Origin of the sequence: Paenibacillus hubeiensis (genome assembly GCF_032334105.1) — a bacterium.
Lineage (GTDB): Bacteria > Bacillota > Bacilli > Paenibacillales > Paenibacillaceae > Paenibacillus > Paenibacillus hubeiensis.
The window spans coordinates 53,705-74,693 of sequence record NZ_JAVYAE020000007.1 but is presented as its reverse complement, the minus strand read 5'-3'; the positions used below and the strand labels follow the sequence as shown (position 1 = coordinate 74,693).

Annotated in this window: 20 protein-coding genes; 4 read left to right on the top strand and 16 right to left on the bottom strand. The window is 51.8% G+C overall.

The window, feature by feature from the left end; all coding sequences use genetic code 11:
* Nucleotides 1-38: 38 nt before the first annotated feature.
* From RSX24_RS18665 to RSX24_RS18600, 14 genes are all read right to left on the bottom strand, one after another.
* Nucleotides 39-773 (bottom strand): TerC family protein, encoded by a 735-nt coding sequence (locus RSX24_RS18665; RefSeq protein WP_343261460.1) that lies wholly within the window; start codon nt 771-773, stop codon nt 39-41.
* Nucleotides 774-802: 29 nt separating this feature from the next.
* On the bottom strand, nt 803-2,047 hold the full coding sequence (locus RSX24_RS18660; RefSeq protein WP_343261459.1) for a TerD family protein: 1,245 nt from the start codon (nt 2,045-2,047) through the stop codon (nt 803-805).
* Between the two features lie 29 nt (nt 2,048-2,076).
* A complete protein-coding gene (locus tag RSX24_RS18655; RefSeq protein ID WP_236420962.1) occupies nt 2,077-2,658 on the bottom strand; it encodes a TerD family protein in 582 nt (193 codons plus the stop codon).
* Nucleotides 2,659-2,806: 148 nt separating this feature from the next.
* On the bottom strand, nt 2,807-3,382 hold the full coding sequence (locus RSX24_RS18650) for a TerD family protein (protein WP_343261458.1): 576 nt from the start codon (nt 3,380-3,382) through the stop codon (nt 2,807-2,809).
* 78 nt (nt 3,383-3,460) lie between these two features.
* The gene (locus tag RSX24_RS18645) at nt 3,461-4,054 is read right to left on the bottom strand and encodes a TerD family protein (protein WP_343261457.1); all 594 of its coding nucleotides are present in this window, start codon (nt 4,052-4,054) and stop codon (nt 3,461-3,463) included.
* A gap of 63 nt (nt 4,055-4,117) precedes the next feature.
* Nucleotides 4,118-4,564 carry a tellurite resistance TerB family protein gene (locus RSX24_RS18640; protein ID WP_343261456.1) on the bottom strand — a complete coding sequence of 149 codons (447 nt, stop codon included), beginning with the start codon at nt 4,562-4,564 and terminating at the stop codon, nt 4,118-4,120.
* A 444-nt stretch (nt 4,565-5,008) separates the two neighbouring features.
* A complete protein-coding gene (locus RSX24_RS18635) occupies nt 5,009-6,667 on the bottom strand; it encodes an extracellular solute-binding protein (protein ID WP_343261455.1) in 1,659 nt (552 codons plus the stop codon).
* Between the two features lie 76 nt (nt 6,668-6,743).
* Nucleotides 6,744-7,613 (bottom strand): carbohydrate ABC transporter permease, encoded by an 870-nt coding sequence (locus RSX24_RS18630; protein WP_236420967.1) that lies wholly within the window; start codon nt 7,611-7,613, stop codon nt 6,744-6,746.
* Nucleotides 7,614-7,624: 11 nt separating this feature from the next.
* Nucleotides 7,625-8,596: an ABC transporter permease gene (locus tag RSX24_RS18625; protein ID WP_343261454.1), complete on the bottom strand. Its 972-nt coding sequence runs from the start codon at nt 8,594-8,596 to the stop codon at nt 7,625-7,627.
* A 132-nt stretch (nt 8,597-8,728) separates the two neighbouring features.
* Nucleotides 8,729-9,799, bottom strand: coding sequence for a response regulator transcription factor (locus tag RSX24_RS18620; protein ID WP_343261453.1), 1,071 nt, complete (start codon nt 9,797-9,799; stop codon nt 8,729-8,731).
* Nucleotides 9,771-11,624 (bottom strand): sensor histidine kinase, encoded by a 1,854-nt coding sequence (locus tag RSX24_RS18615; RefSeq protein WP_343261452.1) that lies wholly within the window; start codon nt 11,622-11,624, stop codon nt 9,771-9,773. Before RSX24_RS18615 ends, RSX24_RS18620 begins: the two co-directional genes overlap by 29 nt.
* A gap of 162 nt (nt 11,625-11,786) precedes the next feature.
* Nucleotides 11,787-12,707 (bottom strand): hypothetical protein, encoded by a 921-nt coding sequence (locus tag RSX24_RS18610; protein ID WP_343261451.1) that lies wholly within the window; start codon nt 12,705-12,707, stop codon nt 11,787-11,789.
* A gap of 519 nt (nt 12,708-13,226) precedes the next feature.
* The gene (locus RSX24_RS18605) at nt 13,227-13,955 is read right to left on the bottom strand and encodes a nuclease-related domain-containing protein (protein ID WP_236420972.1); all 729 of its coding nucleotides are present in this window, start codon (nt 13,953-13,955) and stop codon (nt 13,227-13,229) included.
* A 305-nt stretch (nt 13,956-14,260) separates the two neighbouring features.
* Nucleotides 14,261-15,190 (bottom strand): NAD(P)-dependent oxidoreductase, encoded by a 930-nt coding sequence (locus tag RSX24_RS18600; protein WP_343261576.1) that lies wholly within the window; start codon nt 15,188-15,190, stop codon nt 14,261-14,263.
* A 162-nt stretch (nt 15,191-15,352) separates the two neighbouring features.
* On the opposite strand from RSX24_RS18600, the gene RSX24_RS18595 reads away from it, so the two are divergent.
* Genes RSX24_RS18595 through RSX24_RS18585 form a run of 3 tightly spaced genes read left to right on the top strand, consistent with a single transcriptional unit; the run spans nt 15,353 to nt 19,108 of the window.
* Nucleotides 15,353-16,477: a GerAB/ArcD/ProY family transporter gene (locus tag RSX24_RS18595; RefSeq protein WP_339276285.1), complete on the top strand. Its 1,125-nt coding sequence runs from the start codon at nt 15,353-15,355 to the stop codon at nt 16,475-16,477.
* Nucleotides 16,446-17,948 (top strand): spore germination protein, encoded by a 1,503-nt coding sequence (locus tag RSX24_RS18590; protein ID WP_343261450.1) that lies wholly within the window; start codon nt 16,446-16,448, stop codon nt 17,946-17,948. Before RSX24_RS18595 ends, RSX24_RS18590 begins: the two co-directional genes overlap by 32 nt.
* A complete protein-coding gene (locus RSX24_RS18585; protein ID WP_236420976.1) occupies nt 17,945-19,108 on the top strand; it encodes a Ger(x)C family spore germination protein in 1,164 nt (387 codons plus the stop codon). The genes RSX24_RS18590 and RSX24_RS18585 overlap by 4 nt, the downstream gene beginning before the upstream one ends.
* A gap of 137 nt (nt 19,109-19,245) precedes the next feature.
* Here RSX24_RS18585 and RSX24_RS18580 read toward each other — a convergent pair whose 3' ends face one another.
* Nucleotides 19,246-19,572 (bottom strand): hypothetical protein, encoded by a 327-nt coding sequence (locus RSX24_RS18580; RefSeq protein WP_343261449.1) that lies wholly within the window; start codon nt 19,570-19,572, stop codon nt 19,246-19,248.
* A 127-nt stretch (nt 19,573-19,699) separates the two neighbouring features.
* Complete coding sequence (locus tag RSX24_RS18575) at nt 19,700-20,065, bottom strand: hypothetical protein (RefSeq protein WP_343261448.1); 366 nt, start codon at nt 20,063-20,065, stop codon at nt 19,700-19,702.
* Nucleotides 20,066-20,152: 87 nt separating this feature from the next.
* On the opposite strand from RSX24_RS18575, the gene RSX24_RS18570 reads away from it, so the two are divergent.
* A complete protein-coding gene (locus tag RSX24_RS18570) occupies nt 20,153-20,698 on the top strand; it encodes a hypothetical protein (protein WP_343261447.1) in 546 nt (181 codons plus the stop codon).
* The last annotated feature ends 291 nt before the right edge of the window (nt 20,699-20,989 follow it).

Sequence of the window (20,989 nt, the reverse complement as noted above, 5' to 3'; positions counted from 1 at the left end):
AGGGATTGATAATTTTTGATCTTTGTGTGAACAGGCAATTATACCTGGCTTTTGTTTTGTTTTTTGTTTCGAATCGAACTGAGAACAATGGTTCCAACAAACACTGCGATCAACAGCGAGAAGAATGCCACGTTCGGGATGTGAACCCCAAATGCGCTGAGCATCATCTTGACCGAAATGATGGCAATCAAAATGAATGCCGCCTTCTCCAGTTCGGGAAACTTCTCAATCAGGCGCAAGAATACCTGTGCCACTCCACGCATCATGAGAACCCCGATGATCCCTCCAAGGAAGAGAACCCAGATCTGTTCGCTTACGCCGAACGCTGCAATGACACTATCAATACTGAACGCAATGTCCATCAGTTCGACCATAAGCACCGTTCTCCAGAAGGAATATTGCTTGCCTTCCTGCTGCTCATCCGCTTCTGATTTGAACAAACCTTTGTACGCGATATACAGGAGATATAGTGCTCCAAGTACCTTGATCAGCGTAAACTTCACTAGGAAGGTACCCAAACCGATGGCAATGAACCTGAAAATATACGCTCCAAGAATACCGTAGAACAAGGCCCGTTTTTGCTGGTCTTTCGGCAAGTGCTTGACCATGACCGCAAGCACCAGCGCATTATCGGCAGACAATAATCCTTCAAGCAAGATTAAGGTACCGATAATCCCCCAGCTCACCGGATCGGATAATGTAGCTACGATCTCGGTCCAGGAGAAGAAATGCCCGTAATTCTCGCTAATGCTTCTAAAAAAATCACTAAACATGAAAAGGCGGCCTCCGCTAATTCAAAATGTTATTTACTTCCGGCTGTCCAACGCATGTTCCAGCCATGTGCCTGGTCCATATCACGATGTCCTGGATAAAACTCGACAATCCGCTCAATGCTGAACGTCTCGTCATTTTGATTGCTGAACATGGCAATGCCACACATGCCATATGAGCTGCCATATTCGTTCATCCGAACGATAATATCCGGACCGTCCTTTTGGTATATCGTGACTACCCCGTCGGCCTGGGACCAGTTGGCAACTCCATCATAAATGTACGTAAATACAAGAATCCGTTTAATCTCGGATATGCGTGCACCATTAATGCGAAGATTTTCGCCTGTTTTGACCGATCCGGTACGATCGTCGCCATCCAGAGCAATATACGGAAAGCGATTCAGTGAACCAAAGGATTCCCCCAGTGCCTGAACGACGCCTTTGCTCCCATCCTTCATTTCGTACAAGCAGCCGAGATCCAAGTCTACGCCTTTGCTGCGTCCAAACAGCCCTCGGCTTGTCTGTTGATTCCAGTTCAGATTGATCAGAATCTCGCCGAGTCCGCCCGCGTTTTTCTTCAGATTGATGGAATCTCCCTTTTTCTTCAGCTCAATTTTGCTCAGATTCAATTCCGGCTTGGGCTGAGGCGGCGGTGCGGGAGGTGTTGGAGGCTGCGGAGCAGGAGGAATCGGTGCTGGCGGTACCGGTTGCGAGGAAGAAGCGCCGCTGTCCACATCCACCCCGAAATTGCCGCACAGCGCATTCAGCCCTCCGGCGAATCCCGCCCCGACCGCGTTGAACTTCCACTCCCCGTTATGCCTGTACAGTTCTCCGATCACGATCGCCGTTTCCACCGTAAATCCGCTGTCCAGATCGTAGTTCAGTACGTCCTGCCCATTAGCGGCATCGGAAAAGCGGATAAAGGTATTTTGGACCTGTCCAAAGTTCTGATTTCTCGAATCGGCATCATAGATGGTCAAACTGAACGCAATCTTCTCGATCCGGGCAGGAATGCGGCTTAGATCGATGTCGAACTGTTTCTTGGCAGGAGCATATGCCGCATCTTTGTACGTAATGAACTCCGTGGACGGCTGATTATAGAAAATGAAATCTGCATCGCCGGATACTTTGCCGTTCGCCCCCAAAAGGAATGCGGAAGTATCCAGATCAAGCGAAGACGACGAATTCCAACCGATGCTTACCGTCATGCGCGTAAGCCCCGGGTTGGTCTTGGTCAGGTCCGCCTTCTGCCCTTTAACGACAGTTACAGCCATAGTCAATCACCTTTCCTGTCAGTTCTTCCTTATTGCGCATCCAAACCGTAGTTTTTGCAGAGCGCCGCGAGTCCGCCGGCAAATCCGCTGCCAATGGCTTGGAATTTCCAATCGATGCCCGAGCGGTAGAACTCGCAGAACACCACTGCGGTTTCCGTGGAGAAATCCTCTCCGAGATCAAAACGCAGCACCTCGCGATCGCTCGAGGCATCCACAACACGCACGAATGCGTTCGAAACTTGGCCGAAATTCTGGCCACGGCCTTCATAATCATAGATCGTTACCGTAATGCCGATCCGTTGGATGTGAGCAGGCACTTTGCTGAAATCAACGATAATCTGCTCATCATCACCTTCGCCCTCACCCGTACGGTTGTCTCCTGTATGGGTGACGGAGCCGGCTCCGCCTGTAGGGTTGTTGTAGAATACGAAATCATCCGCGCCTTTGGCTTTGCCGTCCTCATGCAGCAAAAATGCGGAAGCATCAAGGTCAAAATCGGCACCGCCGCTATATTTGTTCGTATCCCAGCCCAATCCGACGACAACTTTCGTCAAACCCGGATTTGTCTTTGTAAGATCGATTCTCTGTCCTTTTGCCAAACTGATTGTCATTATTCATGCCTACCTTCCCTTAAAATTCGTGATGCAGGAATCCAAAAAAACGGAACTCCTGCATCAAACAGTCTTACGAAATAAATCCTCGATTCCTTATCCCTGAAAAAAACGCTTCGCAGAGTAAGTCGCGCGGACGGCTCCTTACTTATTGCAAACCGTAGTCACGAGTCAGTCCCACCAGGCCATCCTTGTAGCCGCTGCCGATCGCGCTGAACTTCCATTCGCCATTGTGACGATACAACTCGCCGACAACGACGCCAGTCTCGATCGAGAAGTCCTCTCCCAAGTCAAAACGGATCAATTCTTCGTTGTTCGCTTCGTTTACGATACGGGCATAAGCACGGGATACCTGACCAAAATTCTGGTTGCGCTCTTGCGCCTCATAGATTGTGATCGTAAAAGCGATTTTCTCGACGTTCGCCGGAACGTTCGGCAGGTCGATTTTGATTTGCTCATCATCGCCGTCCCCTTCTCCGGTACGGTTGTCGCCCGTATGTACAACGGAGCCATTTTCATTTTGCGGGTTGTTGAAGAAGATGAAGTTTTTCTCGCCTTCCACTTTGCCTGCCGCATTCGCGCAGAACACGGATACGTCCAGATCGAAATCTTTACCGCCGTCATACTTGTTGGTGTCCCAACCAAGTCCAACCGTGATTTTGGTCAAGCCAGGGTTGGATTTCGTCAAATCCACTTTTTGACCTTTTGACAAATTGATTGCCATTATTCTCATCTCCGCTTCGAATATAATGTTTGAAATTGAATGCTATCAACCTTCTATATCAAAACTAAAATCGTATGATTACGTATAACGGCGGGCCAACTCATCGATATGTACCGCATGATCACCCTCACCGATTGCGGAAAACTTCCACTCGCCATTATGTCGATACAACTCTCCGCAAATGAGAGCCGTCTTGCCGGCATAACTCTCAGAAAGGTTAAATCGAACAAGCTCCTCAGAGCCCCGTGCATCGAGAATACGGATATAGGCACGTTCGATCATTCCGAAATCCTGCTTACGGTTGATACAATCGTAAATGTTGACCACAATGAGAATTTTGTGCACATCGGCAGGAACGGCCGTCAGGTTGATTTTGATCTGCTCGTCATCTCCCTCGCCTTCGCCGGTAAGGTTGTCCCCACTGTGAACGACGGATCTGCATGCGCTCTGCTTATTATGAAAACAAACGAGATTGCTCTCCTTTGTTAACTTGCCTTGATCGTCAAGCAAAATTGCCGAGGCGTCACAATCGATGTCCGCCTGTTTCTTTCTTCCGAAAAAACCACGGGCCACGACAGGATCCCATCCCAATCCAGCAATGATGTGAGTCAGGCCTGTCTTTCCTTTGGTCAGGTCAATCTTCTGTCCTTTAACCAGACTGATTCCAGCCACTGATACTCACCTCCTTTCCATGATGATTCAAGGCCATCCCGAAGTCTTTTTTTTCAGCCGTTGCTATAAGTTGAATTCGCTTGGATTCAGACCAAGCACCGTGCAAATCTCAGCTACAACTTGTCGTTCCTGATCGTCGAAATTCCCGTCTGCTGCGCCAATGGCGCTGCACACACCTACAATGACCCGAGCAACTTCAGGTTTGGATTTAAACTTGCCGATCGCTTTTAATGCCTCTTGTTTCCCGATCTGCGGAGAAAACTCGAAGTTAGACACGTAGTAATTGAAACGCTCGATTACGACAGCCATGTCGAATACTTTCAATTCTTGGCTCAAATTGATGTATCCGGCCATCTTGTTCTTCTCCGATGCGTCGATCGTGCCGTCCGCAAACGCTACCAACGCGCAACCAGCTACAACGGCATCCATAAAATCTTTGTTTTTAAACTTTTTGACCTGGTCCTCAAGTCCCTGTTTGGCTGTATTCAACCAGTTACGAAAAGAGCTCATCCTGATCCTCCATCTACGTTTTGTTCGTAATTACGAAAATTCATGAGATAAAAAAAATACATTTCTCATATAAAAAACGATTGAAATCAAAGTTAAATTATTCCTCTACTATACTCTTTTTTTTGTCATTTTTCTACATATAAAAGTAAAATATTACTCTCATTACTCTCTGTGTAACGAAAACGACATCCTATTTCGACTTTCTTTTCCACAAAATTCAACATTCAATTTGCATGATTTCTTTGCATGATTTCATCGTAAGAAAAAAGAACTACAATTTCATGAAACAAAAAACCCGGGCGTTGCAGCCCAGGCACATTTGCTTTCTCCCATTTATACTCTACTTTCTCCGTTCCTCTACACCTCGCAATGAGAGGCCCTGAAACTCAGAGAATTCCATACGACGGTTAGCCAATCTGGTTAACCTCTCCGGCTGTGCGGAGGTTACTTCGCTTTCTCGAAATCCGCCTGCTGCTGCTGATAAATCTCGTAGAAATCGTCCCATACCAGCACGTTGTCCTTCTCCTTGCTCCACCAATCCTTGTACCAGGCCTCGATTTCAGGACCGCCTCCCTGCTCCCACTTCTGCCGGGCTTCCGCGTCGGCTTGTTCCACCGTATATTTGCTTCCGCCGATGATCGAGCGGGTATAAATGTCGTTAATCGCCGTCGTTACGTTGGTGAGCTTCACCTGCAGCTCCTTCGGCAATTGCGGCATATGCTCCGAATGCGTGACTCCCTCGCCGACCGGCAGATCGCTCATGTACACTTCCCGCGCTTCCTTGAAAAGGCGAAGACCTTCCTTCTGCGACGGAATATCGTCGCTGAACAGCATCTCGGTGTACCCGCATTTGCCTTCTTCCAAGCGGCTGTACAGCATGGAATAATCTCCGGCCCAGCTAACTTCCTGCTTGTATTTCTCCTGGTCGGAGATGCGCGGGCAGCCTTCTTCGTTGAGCGTATAATGCGTGCCTTCAAAGCCGTTCTTGAAGGTCCGGCCCGATTCGGTTTTGGTCAGGAAATCGATGTACTGCATGACGGCTTCGGGATTTTTGGCACGGGCATTGACCACGGCCGTCATTTGCACCGGGTTGTTCCAGACCATTGTGTACTGCCCCACCGACGTTGACGGCAGCGCAATAACCTTCAGCTTAGCTTCGGGAACGTTCTGCATCAATGTATCCAGTTCTTTAGCGGCAAAACCGGTATAATCCGAAGTCATCGCGGCATACATGCCGATTTTTCCGTTCAGGAAATCCTGTTTGGACTTGGCGCCGTCCTTGTCGGTAAGGAAATCTTTGTCGACCACGCCCGCTTCGTACAGGGCGCGTTTGAAGGCCGTCGCCTCTTTCATGTGGTTCGGCCCAACCACCAGCTCGCCGTTCTCCACGTTCACCCAGTTGGCATTGAACATGTAGCGGAACAGCCCGGCCGTATCGCCGAATTGCAGGCCGCCGATGCCGTACGTATCCTTCACGCCGTTCCCGTCCGGGTCCTGTTCCGCAAATGCCTTGGCGACCGCGAGCATCTCCGCTTCGTTCGTCGGCACGTCCAGATTCAGCTTCTCCAGCCAGTCCTCGCGGATGAAAAAGCTGGTCAACGGAAACACCTCGTTCATGCGGCCGACTTCGTACAGCTTGCCGTCGCTTTTGATGCCTGCCTTCCTAAGCTGCGGATATTTCTCCAGCAGCGCTTTGTATTCCACGCTCGAATTCTCGATCAGGTCATCCAGCGGCATCAGCTGCTTCTGATTGAACAGCGTGTTGCGGATCGGCGTCCCGAATTCGAAAATGACGTCCGGCGCGCTGCCGGAAGCGAAGAGCACGTTCAGCTTGGACTGCGATTCCCAGCGCGGAACGGCCGTATATTTTACGTTCACCGGACCGTTCTCGTTGATCCATTTGGACCACATGTTGTCCTCGATCGTACCCATGCCGCTCGGCACCGCCCCGCGGTCATAGATCGTCGACGTAATGCTGCCGCGCGCTCCTTCCCCATCCGCCGGCGAGCCTTCCCCGTTTCCGCCGCCGCAGCCTGCCAGCACTCCGCCAATCAAGCCGAGTACAAGCCCCGACTTCAACCATGCCTTGATCGAAACCGCCATAGATCAGACCCTCTTTCTTTGTATGATATGAAACGAAACTGCCGGAACAACCGAATGCCGCTTTAGTAACACCACGTCAGCCCTTGATGGAGCCAAGCATGACACCTTTCACGAAATACTTTTGCAAAAACGGGTACACGGCCAGAATCGGAATCACCATAACGATGACCGCGGCAGCCCGGATGCCTTCCGGCGTCAGGTTGGAAATCATCGTCGGATCGGTGAAATCCTGCACGTTCAGATTGGACATGATCATGTTCTGCACCAGCACCGTCATGTTGTACTTCGACGTATCGTTGATATAGATCATGACGCTCATGAACGAATTCCAATAGCCGACGCCGTAAAAGAGCGCGATCGTCGCCAGCAGCGGCTTGGATAACGGCAGCACGATGCGGAACAGCAGTCCCAGCTCGCTGCAGCCGTCGATGCGTGCCGCCTCATCCACTTCGCCGGGCAAATTTTCGAAATACGAGCGCATGATCAGCATATTGTACGTGCTTACCAATCCCGGCAACCACAGTGCCCCATAGCTGTTTACGAGCCCCAGATTCTGCACGACCAGATAGGTGGGAATCAAGCCTCCGTTGAAAATCATCGTGAACACCATCGCCATCGTGAAAAAGCGGCGGTGATAAAAATGCCTGCGCGACAGCGGATAAGCCGCCATGATCGTTACGGCCATGCTGAGCCCCGTGCCGATCAGCGTGATTTCCACGCTGTTCCAGAACGCGTTCAGGATCGGTGTGCCCGTTAGCAGGCTTTGATAGGAAAACCACGTAAAATCGACCGGCCACAGTCCCACCTGGCCCGACAGCACGGCTCTGGCGTCGCTCAGCGACAACGCTATGATATTGAGCAAGGGCAGGATGCAGCTCAGGGCGACCAGCGACAACAGCGCGTAATTGACGATGTAGAATATTTTTTCTCCACGGGTCGTTCTCACGTTCCCCCTCCTTACCACAAACCTTCGTTAAATCTTCTGGCAATATAGTTGGCGCAAAAAATGAGGATGAACGCAACCAGCGACTCGAACAATCCCATGGCCGTGGTCAGGCTGAACTGCGCTCCCTGAAGCCCCGTACGGTAAATGTACGTGCTGATGACGTCCGCGACCTCGTTGACGTTGGAGTTCTGGAGCATGTAGACCTGATCGAACCCGACCTCCATGACACGTCCCATCGACAGGATCAGCAGCAGGATGATCGTGGACCGGATGCCCGGAAGCGTCACATGCCAGATCTGCCGCAATTTGCTTGCCCCGTCCATCTGCGCCGCCTCGTATTGGCTCGGATCGATGGTCGTCAGTGCCGCCAAAAAAATAATGGCGTTGAAGCCCATGTCCTTCCAGATGCCCGAACCGACGAATACGGCGATCCAGGAGCCTTTGTTGTACATGAACGGGTACGGCTCCCCCCACCATGCTTCGACCCAGCGGTTGACGATGCCATTCTCCAGCGAGAATACGGTCATGATCATCATCGCGATGATAACCCAGGAGAAAAAGTGCGGCATGTACACGATGGTTTGCACCGACCGTTTGAACGCCATGTTCTTGACCTCGTTCAGCATGATCGCCAGCGCAATGGGGATCGGAAAACCCACGATGATGCTGAGCAGGCTGAGGAACAGCGTATTGCGGATAATCTCCACCGTGCGCGGGTCGCTGAACAGCGTTTCAAAATGCTGGAAGCCTACCCAGGGGCTGTTCCAGAGGCCATCGTAGAAATTGTAGTCCTTGAAGGCGATGACCAGCCCGCCTATCGGGGCATATCGGAAAATCAGGTAAAACAGGACGACAGGCAGAAACATCAGGATCAGCGGAATGTTTATTTTGAAGCGTCTGATTCGCTGCTGCCGAATTCGTTCTCTTGCTTCGCTCTCGGGCGTTTGAAATCCGGGCGGTCTCGCGGTAAGCTGCCCTTTCATATGCCTCCTCCTCTCTCGGCTGTTGTGTACATAGCTGTATTGTAGAAAATTATGTAAGCGCAAACATTCGATATTTACCGATCCTTTATCAAATTTCTACGCAAAAAAAGCTCCCGCTTGGGGGAGCTCTGCCTATCCTTCCCGGCCATGCTGGTTGCGATAGGCCCGCGGAGATAACCCGGTCAACTGTTTGAATACGGTCGTAAAGTAGCTCGAATTATCAAACCCGGTCTGTTCCGCGATGGCCGCCATGCTCTGGCGGGTGTTCTGAAGCAGCAGCTTGGCCTTTTCGATCCGCAGCTTGCTGACATACTGGCTGAATCCTTCGCCGGTTTCCTTTTTGAACAGGTGGCTGAGATAGTTGGGAGTCACATGGACGTGGGCGGCGACGGTTTGCAGCGTGCAGCTTCCGGCATAATGCACGTCGACGTAGTTCATGACCCGCGTAACGACATGATCCTGTTGTTCCCTCAGGAGGCGCTCCAGCAGGCGGAGCCACTCCTCGCTCTTTCGGCGGGACCACGCCGCCACCTCCGGCATGGAGTGCATCCATAGTAATGGATCCGTTCCTCTGGCAGCGCCATCCGCAGGCTCCCTGAAGTTGAAATGCTGCGTCAGCATGTCCTCCATGACCTGCAGCAGCCTGTGAATTTCGGCTTTGCCATCCGGCAGCGGCATGCGCGAGGCCTCGTCCAGCCACTCCCCGACACGCGCCTCCAAGGTCTCAAGCTGCCTGCTGAGCAGCAGCCCCGTCAACTCCGTCTTCCATCGTTCGACCCGTTCCTGTTGATTGAATTGGTTCATGATATGCAAGTCGGCTTGCTTGCGGCGAAACCTGTCGTACGCTTTGCGCAGCACCCGGCACGCTTCGTCCAGGGAAAACGGCTTGAGCAGAAACTCAATGGCGCCATAACGAATGGCGCGCTGTGCATACTCGAATTCCCGGTATCCGGTCAAAATGATGATCATGACGTCCTGGCCGCGGTCATGAAGGCGCTCGGCCAAGTCCAGCCCGTTCATCACCGGCATGTTGATGTCCGTGATGATCAAATCGGGCGAGCAGCGGTCCACGACCTGCATAGCCTCCTCCCCGTCCGCGGCCTCGCCCACGACTTCCCAGCCCAGCGGATTGCTGCCTACCATATGAACCAGACCCTGACGGATCAAGGCTTCGTCATCGACTACCAGCATGCGTCCATTCACTGTACGTCTCGCCTCCCTGTTCGTTATGTTCCCCTTCCACCTGATTCGTCAGGTACGGCAGGCAAAGACGAATCAGCGTTCCCTGCCGCGCGCCGCCGGATTCAATCTGAACCCCGTAAGGCTCCCCGTGAATCAGTTCGATGCGCCGGAGAACGCTGCGCATGCCGATATGCCGGCGGTCTTCCCCAGCTTCTTCCATCGGAGCCAGAATGCGCTCGATCGTCCTTTCCTCCATGCCGCAGCCGTTATCCTCAACTTCAATGATAAGCATCTCCGGCTCCCCTGGTTGCGCATCCTTCATCCGAGCGCGGATATGCAAATGGCGGTTGTTCTTTTGGTTTGCAAATGCGTGCACGAAGACATTCTCCACAACAGGCTGCAGCAGCAGCCGGATCATTTCGCAATTATGCAGGTTCGGCGGCACGGAAATGTCGACCGATAATTCCTCGGGATAACGCGCCTGTTGAATCTGCACATAATGGTTGATTAACGTCATCTCGTTCTCCAGCGTGGTCATCTTATGGACGGGCTCCAACGTATATTGAAGCATTTCGGACAGCGCCGTGACCAAGCGGGCGGATTGCTCGTCCCCGAGCATATAAAATTTCCAGAAAAACATGCTCAGCGTGTTATACATGAAATGCGGATTCAACTGGGCCTGAATAGCTTTAAGTTCCGCCTGCTTCTCGCTCAACTCGCGCTCATACACCTCATGGATCAACGTATCGATCCGGGAAGCCATCGCGTTGAACCGTTCCCCGATGAATCCCAGCTCATCCGACGTCTCGACGGGAACGCGCGTATCGAACCTTCCGTCCCTCACCCGCTTCATCGCATTGACCAGTCTGGCCAAGGGGCGCAATAACCTGCGGCTGACGACCGTGATGATGATCCAGGAGCACAGCACGCTGGCCGCCGCCGAAAAGACGGCCACCTGCACGATGATTTTGCCTTTTTGCTGGATCTGGGCCAGGGACACTTTGCTCACCAGCGTCAGCTTGGCTTTGTCCGACGTCTGTTTCGTGTACAAATGGGTCGTCCCGTTTTCATCCCGGATCTCCGTGGCTCCCATGTTCAGCCGGGTAAGCGGCGGGGGATCGGCATCCTGGTTGCGAAACGCATAGATCATCTCTCCGTTCCCGTCCAGCAAATAAGCCGCGACATCCTCGTTCAGGCGCAGGTCTTTGAGATAGGATTCGAACAAGGACGTGTTGAACAAAATCAGCATTACGCCATAGGTTTCCAGGTCCACCGATTTCATCAATCGCCCGGCCATAATCCAGTTCGACTTCTCCTCCTGCGCGAAGGCATCCTTATTCAGGCGGTTCCAGACATACTCTCCGCCCGTTCCCTCCAGCTTATGAACGAAATCCGCCAAAAAGGCAGGGTCCATCTGTTGAAAGGAGCCGGCAAACGTGCCGAGGTTGAACATATTTCCCTTCAGGTCGTATATGCGGATTCCCATAATTTCCGGCGCATCGAGACGGACCTGATAGAGTTGGTCATCCAACTCGTCCTCCAGTTTCATCTGGTCGTACGAGGAAATGCCCGCCACCTGGTCCTTTATGGCGTTCTTCACCGAAGGGTTCAGCGTGATGTAATCCGTCACCTTGTACATGTCGTTCACCCTGGAGTCGAGCCTCGCCAGCACCTGTTCTGCCGTCAATCCGTATTGGCGGCTGACTTCCTCGTTAAACAAGTCGATATGGATGCGATAGGTGATCAGCCCCGTCAATCCCGAGATGACCACCGTAGCCACAGATAAAATCAATATCAGCTTCGTCCTGAATTTAAAGCGTTTCCAAAAACGTCCTCGCCAAAGCATCAGCACCGATCCCCCTGCTCCGAACCTCATGGTTTTTCTTGTAAAAAGATACCATACCCCTTCCCAAAAAAACAGAAAAACTCCGACCGTGTCATCTTCGGTCAGAGCCGTTTATGTTGGACAACTATCGTTCGGCTAAAAAACGGATCATTTAACGAATGCTTATGGAGTCGCAGTACCTTCCTGCTCGGCCAACGCGTTCTCCAAACGTTCTTGCTCATTCGTTGACAGCAAAATATTAAGCAAACCCATGGCATTGTTGGTCGCGGTTCTTGCTTCCTTGTAAGTCTCTGCGAAGGCCGTCTCATCCTGTTCCGGATCGATGGCGGCCAATCTGCCCCATGCCTGACGGGCCTTATCATAATGCTCGCTTAACGTAATGTCGTACGGATGCTGGGCGACGGGCGCCATGGAATCAAATTTCGCCGCGGTCTCGAAAAAGTTCATGGAATCCCTAAACGAGCTGCTGGCATAATCCTTGTCATTCATGGCATCTTCAGTAATCAGCAGACCTTCACGAGAAATAAACAATGTCTTGACCATGGCCCGTTCCAGGTTGGTGGCTTCCTCCCAGGTCACATAGGAGACATCGGGCGCCTGTACCGTTGTAAAAAACGGAAATGCATCGTCAATCAGACGCTGGGAATCGTTATGAATCGGTATGCCCGTATTCATATCTACCACGGCATCGCTGTAATTGGCGATGTTAATGTTTTTTGCATCGTTCTGGCTAACCCGGCGGACCGGGTGATCGGACAGCGGCACGCGTATGTATCCAAGACGGTCTGCGTACTTCTCCTGCAGCTCTTCCAGGGTGGAATCAAAGCCGATTTTCCCTTGATCCGCAGAAGCATCCGCAGTCCCGGTTCCCGAATCGGATGTGCCTGCAGACGTACTTGATACATCTTGCGAATCTCCATTTCCCGCTGCGGGCGAATTCGGGCTTTCGGCTGCCGTTGCTGCCCCGCTTTGCCCTGCAGCAGACGAATCCATTTCCTGTGCCTTCCCTCCGCATGCTGTCAGCATGACGGCCAGCACACTGACCACCGCAATTAAACGGATAGATCGATTCCATTGCATCATTCATCTTCCCCTTGTCCTTGGTTGTACGCACTTTCATATAACAAGCATGGTTCATACCCAAAACATGGTGTACATTCTATCATAAGTTCGCCAGAGGAGATATGAGACGATATACCCGTGCCTTTCGATGGCCTTTCCTTCAATGCCTGGATCATTAGAATGACATAAGATACCCCCTACCAAGCCTTTCTTTAGGAAAACAGACCGCATGTTCAGCGATCGACATTCAAATCGAGCTTCGTTGACCGCAAGAATAAATCACACTAGGTCACTACGAGTGCAGTACCATCTCCCAATCGCTGTTATCCCCAGATTTTTTTTCGAATCCCCTTTTTCAAAGGGAAAATCCAGTGAACAGTCTATGCTTCCGATGCAGCTTTCTTTCAGAAAGCTTTTAAGCGACCGTTTTGCTTCTTCAGTTTGGTTCTGCCTCTCCGTTAACGTGTGCATGTTTTTTGCGGTTTATATAGTCTAAAAAAAGCGCCATTCTCCTTGAAGAGAATGGCGCTGATGCCCAGCTTATTTGATCCCTTTGGCTTTCTCCATATGCTCTGCACGGATCTCGGAGTTCGTTGCATTGGCCGCGCACAACAACTCATGAATCGTTTGAATATCCTGTTCCGAATATCCCTTTCCCGTAGATTCGGTCTCCAGTTTTTCCGTTTTGCGAACGATGGTTTCCACCAACTCGTGATCGTAGACGACCAGTTCATCGGATTGCATGTAACGGACATCCGGGTCTACGCTGATGCGGCAGCGATTCGTAAACGTGACGACGGAGACGATTCGTATGCCTGCGTAATCGCCGAGGTGCGCCTGAATGGCCTGAACATGTCCCCGATGCTGCATGAGCGGGTTGTACATCTTGACTTTGCTGGTGCTGACCGTCCAATTGGCATCCCGCCGACCGCCGCGAATCTCCCCTGTGGTCATGCTGCGCGTCTCGATCACGAATACGCACCTCGGGCCAATGACGACATGATCCACCTGCGAATATCCCGAACGGGACTTGGAGTTGGGCACAAGCAGGTCGTTCAGGTGTTTGTAGCCATCCGGCAGAAGGTTTAACCGCTCGGCCGTTCTTGGCTCCTCGATGGCACTTAACCATTCCGAATCGATGCCCTTTCGCCGGCTGCGGGAACGTCTTAATGCTGCCGGGGCGCTTTCTTTGAGCGAACGTGTCGAAACCGCGACATTGTCGGCCGGCGCCGGTTGCGTCTTGAACAGAGACAGGATTCTCTTGAACATGGGCAAGCTCCGTTCTATATGGAATATGAATCATGAAAAACTGGTTTATTATGTAAATACATTCGAGCAAACCGTATGTAGATCCTTCATTTCTTATTTCGGATGATTCGCGGCAAAATTAAAGGGGAATTTCCGATTTTGCCCGGTTTTTTTACGCATACCTATGAATATTTAAACAATTTCGTGACTTTTGACTCATATTTGTGCGAAAAAACGTGTCCTCATGTTTTTATAAGGACACGTTTTTAGAGATGCAATTCATTTTCCAGTTCAAGATGCTTCCGGGAAACAGACCTTGCTAATCTTTAAGCTTGCAAGTAATACGTATATAACACCTGAGTGCCTTTTTCGTCGAGTCCGTTCCGGGCTATTTCCTGATACAGCGACTCAGCCAGCGCCAATCCAGGCGTTCTCATGCCCATGGCCTTGGCAGACTCCAGTGCAATGCCCATATCTTTAATAAAATGCTTCACGAAAAATCCAGGCTCATAGTCGCCTGCAATCATGCGGGGACCCAGGTTGCTGAGCGACCAGCTGCCCGCTGCTCCCGTAGCGATGCTTTGGAGCACGTTTTCGGGGTCCAGCCCGGACGTTCTGGCGTACGCCAACGCCTCGCACACCCCCATCATGCCTGAAGCAATGGCAATTTGGTTGCACATTTTCGTATGTTGGCCTGCCCCTGCTTTTCCTTGCAGCACGATATTGGTTCCCATGCACTCGAACAACGGACGTACGGCTTCGAAATCTTCCCTTTTGCCACCAACCATGATGGACAGCTTCGCATCGCGGGCTCCGATATCGCCGCCGGATACAGGCGCATCCAGCACATGCAGCCCTTTCGATTCCGCGGCTTCCGCGATTCTCTCAGCGAGCAGCGGGCTGGAGGTGGTCATATCGATCAAAAACGTTCCGGTTTTGGCGCTGTCCAGCAAACCGTTCTCTCCCAGGTAGATCTCTTCCACATCTTTCGGATACCCGATCATGGTGATGACGACATCACATGCGGCGGCAAGGCTCACCGGCGTATCATGCCAGATGGCGCCTTCCTTCACCAACGCTTCCGCTTTGGAAGCGGTTCGGGTGTATACATGAAGTGGATAACCGGCCTTTTGGATATGTCGGGCCATACTTTTGCCCATCACGCCCGTACCGATAAATCCGACATGCGTCTCGCCAGGTGTTTTCGAATGGATCATCGCACGTTTCCTCCCATTTTCTCTATGTTTTGCTTGGATGCTTGTTCAACACTTGCTTAGTTCAATGTTATAGCTTTTGGCCGCTTCCGTCCATCCTTTGCAGCTGCTCCACATTAAATACATCATGCAGGAATTGAAATTCCATATGCTGCACATCCTAACGCATACTTCCTTGATCTCTTTCGAAAGGAGGCTGCGTCCTTGAACCACTCCAAAAACCAGATTACCATCTGGTTGTCCTTTTCCATTATTTTGCTGAGTGCTGGCCTCGTGTGCCACGTCTTGTCCATTTCGGCGATCCTGGAAACGGCAGGAAGGGACGGTTGGCTTTCCGTCGTGGCTGCCGCGCCGCTCTTCATGCTGTTCCTTTGCATGCTGTTCATTATCGTTCGCCGAATTCGGGGTCAGCGATTGACGGACTGGATCAGTCGCGAATTCGGCATCATTCCTTCATGGATTTTTCGGATTACCGCCGTCATTCTGCTGCTGTCCTTGGGCACTCATACGCTGTATGAAACGACCAACTGGACGGTGTCGACCTACCTTCAGTTCACTCCGCCATACGTTCTGGCCGGGGGCGGAGCGCTCGTAGCCGCCTGGTCTGCCGCCAAGGGCATTCGCTCGATTGCCATGACCTCCAGCCTGTTGCTGCCCTTCGTCATTCTCCTGGGTTATTTTGTCGCGTCCGCCAACTTGAAGTACAAGGACTACTCCCTGCTGTTCCCGCTCATGGAAAACGGATTTGAGCCTGTCTGGAGAGGCATGTTCTATTCCCTTGCCGGATTGATGGAGATTTGGATTCTCATGCTGTTCCAGCATGACATCCGGGGCAAGATCCGCTGGTGGCATTTATTGCTGCTTGGTTTGTTCATTCTCAGCATGGCCATCGGGCCCACAATCGGCGCCATCGTTGAATTCGGTCCCGAGGAAGCCGCCAAGCAGCGCATCAGCCCTTATGAGCAGTGGAAGCTCGTGAACATCGGCAAGCTTTTGCAGCACGTTGATTTTCTATCCATTTACCAATGGCTTAGCGGTTCCTTTGCCAGACTTGCCATCTCCATTTACTTAATGGTGGACCTTCTGGATATTCGCAAGCCAAAGAAACGATACATCGCCATTTTATCCATCGCCTGCATGATGAGCGCAATGGCCATGCAATGGTGGCGGATCGACTATGTCGACTATTACGTAAAACACATTCAGTTTCCGGCCATGCTCGCTTACGTGTCCATCGTAACGATTCTGTTGACCCTGGCAGCGCTCATACACCGAAAGGACAAGGAGGTACCGGATCATGGCAGTCACGACTCCATCCAACACAAATAACCGCGCCGAACCATTCCGGTTGAACGAACATAACCTGCGAACATTCTTCTCAGGCTCCGACGACGTAATCATCGCCAGCCACATGATCGGGGACGCTCCTGCCCAAATCGTCATGGTTTATTGCAGCGGCATGGTAAACAGCAAGGAGATCCAAGAGACCATTCTGCCCGCCATGGTCGATGCCTACGAGGATACCCGCTTCCTTCGCGTTTCGGATATCGAAAAAACCGTGCGCATCCAGTGGACGCGCCTTGATTTGCAGGACCCGGCTTTCGGCACCGAACTGATGTCCGTTCGCGTGTTTGAAGGCCATATGCTCATTGCGATTCCTTCCCTGCAGGCCATATGGAGCATCGACGTCTCGAATATGCCGACCCGTACCCCGGACGAGTCCTCGACCGAGGTGTCCATTCGCGGAGCCAAAGACGGATTCATCGAACCGATCGCGGTCAATGTGGCCCTCATCCGCTCGCGTGTGCGCACCGCCCAGCTTGCCTGCAACTTCGAAGTCATCGGCACGCGGTCCCCGACGAAGGTCGCGCTCATGTATCTCAAAAACATTGCCAATCCGGAACTCATCGAACATGTCCAGAACCGTCTTCGGCAAATCAAGACCGAACGGCTTATCACCGCCAACCAACTGGAAGAATTGTTGTCTCCCTCAAAAGTCACGCTGTTCCCGGTAACCCATTATACGGGGCGACCTGACTTTGCCGCCGAATGCTTGCTCAACGGACGTTTTATTCTGATCGTGGACGGGAACCCAAGCGTCATTATCGGTCCGGTGAACCTGTTCCTGCTGCTCAAATCGCCGGAGGATGCCAATTTCCCTTTCCTGTCGGTGAACACGGGGCGTTTGCTGCGCTTTTTTGGCCTGCTGACCACGATCTTCCTTCCGGGTTTCTATATCGCGCTGACTTCGTACCATATGGATCAGCTTCCGTTTCCGCTCGTCGCCACCATCTCTGTCGGACGGATGGGGCTGCCTATGGAATCCGGTGTGGAAATGTTCCTGATCATGCTGTTGATGGAGCTGTTCAGAGAGGCCGGGGTACGTTTGCCCAGCGCGATCGGGCAGACGCTGACCGTCGTTGGCGGCCTGATCATCGGGGATTCGGCCATCCGCGCCGGCATGGTCTCGCCGCTGATGATCGTCGTCATTGCGGTCACCGTCGTCGCCGGAGCAACCGTCGTCAACCAGGTGATGACCAGTTCCGTCCTTATACTGCGTTTCCTTTGTTACGTGCTCGGCGCTTCTCTGGGCATTTTTGGATTCATCCTGTCACTGATCCTGTTCCTGATCTACCTGACAGACCTCAAATCGTTCGGCATTCCCTACTTGACGCCATTGACTCCGCTGAATTTCAAACAAGCCGTCGCGGCGCTCTTCAAGCTGCCTAAAGGGTTCAACAAACGCAGGCCCGTCTATCTGGAAACACAGGAGCCGAACAAGAAAGGAAAGCGGCCATGAAACATATGCTGCGCAGAAGTTTGCTTGGCATGGTGTCGTTGTCCCTGTGTCTTCTTACAAGCGGGTGCTGGAGTTCATTCGAAATTCAACAAGTGGATTACGCCAAAGCATTCGGCATCGACTACAAAGACGGAATGTACCATCTATACATGCAGTCCCTGGATTTTTCAAGCATCGCCAAAAGCGAGGGTTCCGGCAAAACGTCTTCGCCGCCTCCGGTATGGGTCGGCCATGCCGAAGGCAAAACGCTAAGTCTTGCCCTGAACGAGCTGTTCCGGACATCCCAGCTGCACATCGCGTGGGGGCACGTCACTTCCATCGTCATGGCCGAGAGCGTGTTGACCAGCAAACATATTAAAGAAGTTTTTGATATGGTGGGGCGTTTTCCCGAATCCAGATATACGGTCTGGGTATACGGCACGCGGGAGCCTTTGGAAAAAATTTTGAGCGCAACATCCATCTACAACTTGAGTCCGCTGGACAGCATTCTCCATAATCCGCTGCCAAGCTACATGGAAGAATCCCTTTTTCCTCCAGTGCTCGGCTTTCAGCTGATCGCCACGCACAACGATCCGGCAACGACCACCTATTTGCCATGTATCGCGCTGAATGACAACCATTGGACGGAGAACGAAAAGAAGCAAGATCTGTTTTATATCGAAGGGGCATTTTTCGAAAAGTCGGGTTCCTCGTTCGAGTATTTCCCCCATAGCCAGCTTCCGGGCTATCATTGGCTGCGGAAGGACATGAGAAGGGCTGCCCTGCTCCTGCAAAAGGACGGCGAAATCTACGGCGCGTTAAGCGTTGGTCTGCCCAAGATCAAAATCAAACCGATCGTTCAAGGAAACCACGTTGCGTTTGATATCAAAGCCAAGTACCTGACCGCGTTGTACGAATATCTGGTGCCTATCTCGTATGACGAAATGGTCGCGATGAGCGAGGTCAAGCTGCGGGAGCAGATACTGCAAACCTACCGCCACGGCTTGAAGCGAGGGATCGATATCTTCGGGCTGGAAGAAGAACTGTACCGCCAACATCCGAAGCTATGGCGCAAGCTGTCCAACGACGGGAGCAGGCTGATCATCGATGAAGACTCCATCCGGAAACTCGACATTCACCTGACGATCCCATATACCGGAAAATATAAAAGAAAAGTATAGCTTCATCCTGTTGATACCGGATCGGCTCGGTATCCAGGAATAGCAAAACACCCCCATATTCATTGGATGCAGGCCATGACAGGGGGTGTTGTGTGTTCGTTTGGGCCGGAACGTTATGGCATGGACCGCAAAGATCATCAGGCATGGAATAACGAATCGATCTTGGTAACCAGCAGGCTGGCCATCGGCCAGAGCCACGGAACATGTATAACCCAATAAGGGGACTTGAATCTCCCGGCCTGATAACAAATCCCGCTATAAAAAATCGCAAACAACACGCCTAGTGGATAAGAAATCAATATGTACCCGAGCCCTTTCAGCGCTGCAGCGCTCATTTCCGAAGGAGCTCCCAAAGACATGGCGCCTACATACAGGAAGAAGGGCCAACCCAGCAAGCTTAAACCATAGATACTCATAAAAAAGGCTAAATAAACGAACAATTTCTCATTTTTCCTCTGGCTCATATGTACCTCCCGATGCTCTTGCACAACTTGCAAAACTTCATTAGAACCCGGCCTGGCATCGCTCCATAGCTAGAGTTAACCGTTCGAGCTTGGAAAAGGTCCTGCGCATCTAGGCATGCGCAAACTCTCACTGAATGTTGTAATACTGCATGATCCTCATGCGCGTAGTCAGGATCAACAGCTGCGGGAGCATAACCACGCCAATATAGACCAGTACGATCAGCCACAAATGCGCCGCAAAATTTTCCGCTCCGGCGGACGGTTTCGGAACCTCGATAAAATACCACCAGCATGGGATGGCGACCAACCACGTCAGTGCGGTGGATATGAAAAACTCTTTGATCCCCTTCCACAAAAAACAAAACGCAACCCCAAAGACGATGGGTCCCACCCATGAATGAAGGATTGGCCCGAAGCTGCTAAACCAAAAGATTGTTGCCGGGTACAACAGCGTGATTCCCCAGCGGATCAGGGGATGCTCGTATAGCTTCATCTCATTTCCTCCTTTTCGGTCCCGCGCGCATAATTTCCATTACGCGGTTCATACTACGTTCAGGAAAATATTGAGGGAGTGACCAAGGTGAAATCCAGAACATGGTTGACTGCCGGAGCAGTAATCGTCTGCTGTACGCTGCTCTGGGGATGTACGAACACAGACCGCAGCCCGTCCCCATTGGCAAATAACGCGGACGTTGTCCAGCCCGAAGGTTTCGGCGATCTGAAACGGTTGGAAGCTTCCCATTTGGAAGCACTGGAGCGCATGGAGAAAGACCACATTCACCGCATGGTGTCCCTAAGCGCCCGCACCGATGAGGATCGCGTCATGACCGTGCTCGATCGTTCCAGCCAGAAGCTGGAGGAAATGCGGCCGTTGGCTGAAATGCTGCAATACCAGGGACATCCTGCCCTTTTGCAGCGTATTCAAGAGATGTCCAGCGACATCCTGGGCTCCCAGACTGTTCTTGCCCAAATGAAAAAGGTCGCAAACGACGGCAGCATCAAGATCCAATCGTCCAAAACGGATGCGCTGCAACACATCAACAGCTTCAACGACTATCATCGCTATATTCGGGAAGAGGTTCAGACGCTGAGCGGCGAATCCCAATCAACCAAGTCCTTGCGTTGACGGCTTGGATTCGACCATGAAACAGATTAGGTGGGTATGGTGCATTCCCGTCTAATCTGTTTTTGCATGCACATGCGCTGATCTTGTAACATAACCCCCGACAACCCGCTCGGTCCCCTATTATAGATCATCTATACCCGCCAAGGTAGCTGGTCATCCAAAAACAGGAAAATAGTCACCGTATCATTCCAATTAGAGCTGTGGCTCATTGGATGGGTATAGGCTGTTGTTACCAGAACCGACGTTGGCGTAACGAACCTGATACGTCTTATTTGTCCTGTTTGTGCCTGC

What these genes read in the sequence shown, in the direction of transcription:
- RSX24_RS18665 (WP_343261460.1), bottom strand. Translation starts at nt 773, where the DNA reads ATGTTTAGTGATTTTTTTAGAAGCATTAGCGAGAATTACGGGCATTTC.
- RSX24_RS18660 (WP_343261459.1), bottom strand. Translation starts at nt 2,047, where the DNA reads ATGGCTGTAACTGTCGTTAAAGGGCAGAAGGCGGACCTGACCAAGACC.
- RSX24_RS18655 (WP_236420962.1), bottom strand. Translation starts at nt 2,658, where the DNA reads ATGACAATCAGTTTGGCAAAAGGACAGAGAATCGATCTTACAAAGACA.
- RSX24_RS18650 (WP_343261458.1), bottom strand. Translation starts at nt 3,382, where the DNA reads ATGGCAATCAATTTGTCAAAAGGTCAAAAAGTGGATTTGACGAAATCC.
- RSX24_RS18640 (WP_343261456.1), bottom strand. Translation starts at nt 4,564, where the DNA reads ATGAGCTCTTTTCGTAACTGGTTGAATACAGCCAAACAGGGACTTGAG.
- RSX24_RS18635 (WP_343261455.1), bottom strand. Translation starts at nt 6,667, where the DNA reads ATGGCGGTTTCGATCAAGGCATGGTTGAAGTCGGGGCTTGTACTCGGC.
- RSX24_RS18625 (WP_343261454.1), bottom strand. Translation starts at nt 8,596, where the DNA reads ATGAAAGGGCAGCTTACCGCGAGACCGCCCGGATTTCAAACGCCCGAG.
- RSX24_RS18615 (WP_343261452.1), bottom strand. Translation starts at nt 11,624, where the DNA reads ATGCTTTGGCGAGGACGTTTTTGGAAACGCTTTAAATTCAGGACGAAG.
- RSX24_RS18610 (WP_343261451.1), bottom strand. Translation starts at nt 12,707, where the DNA reads ATGATGCAATGGAATCGATCTATCCGTTTAATTGCGGTGGTCAGTGTG.
- RSX24_RS18605 (WP_236420972.1), bottom strand. Translation starts at nt 13,955, where the DNA reads ATGTTCAAGAGAATCCTGTCTCTGTTCAAGACGCAACCGGCGCCGGCC.
- RSX24_RS18590 (WP_343261450.1), top strand. Translation starts at nt 16,446, where the DNA reads ATGGCAGTCACGACTCCATCCAACACAAATAACCGCGCCGAACCATTC.
- RSX24_RS18585 (WP_236420976.1), top strand. Translation starts at nt 17,945, where the DNA reads ATGAAACATATGCTGCGCAGAAGTTTGCTTGGCATGGTGTCGTTGTCC.
- RSX24_RS18580 (WP_343261449.1), bottom strand. Translation starts at nt 19,572, where the DNA reads ATGAGCCAGAGGAAAAATGAGAAATTGTTCGTTTATTTAGCCTTTTTT.
- RSX24_RS18575 (WP_343261448.1), bottom strand. Translation starts at nt 20,065, where the DNA reads ATGAAGCTATACGAGCATCCCCTGATCCGCTGGGGAATCACGCTGTTG.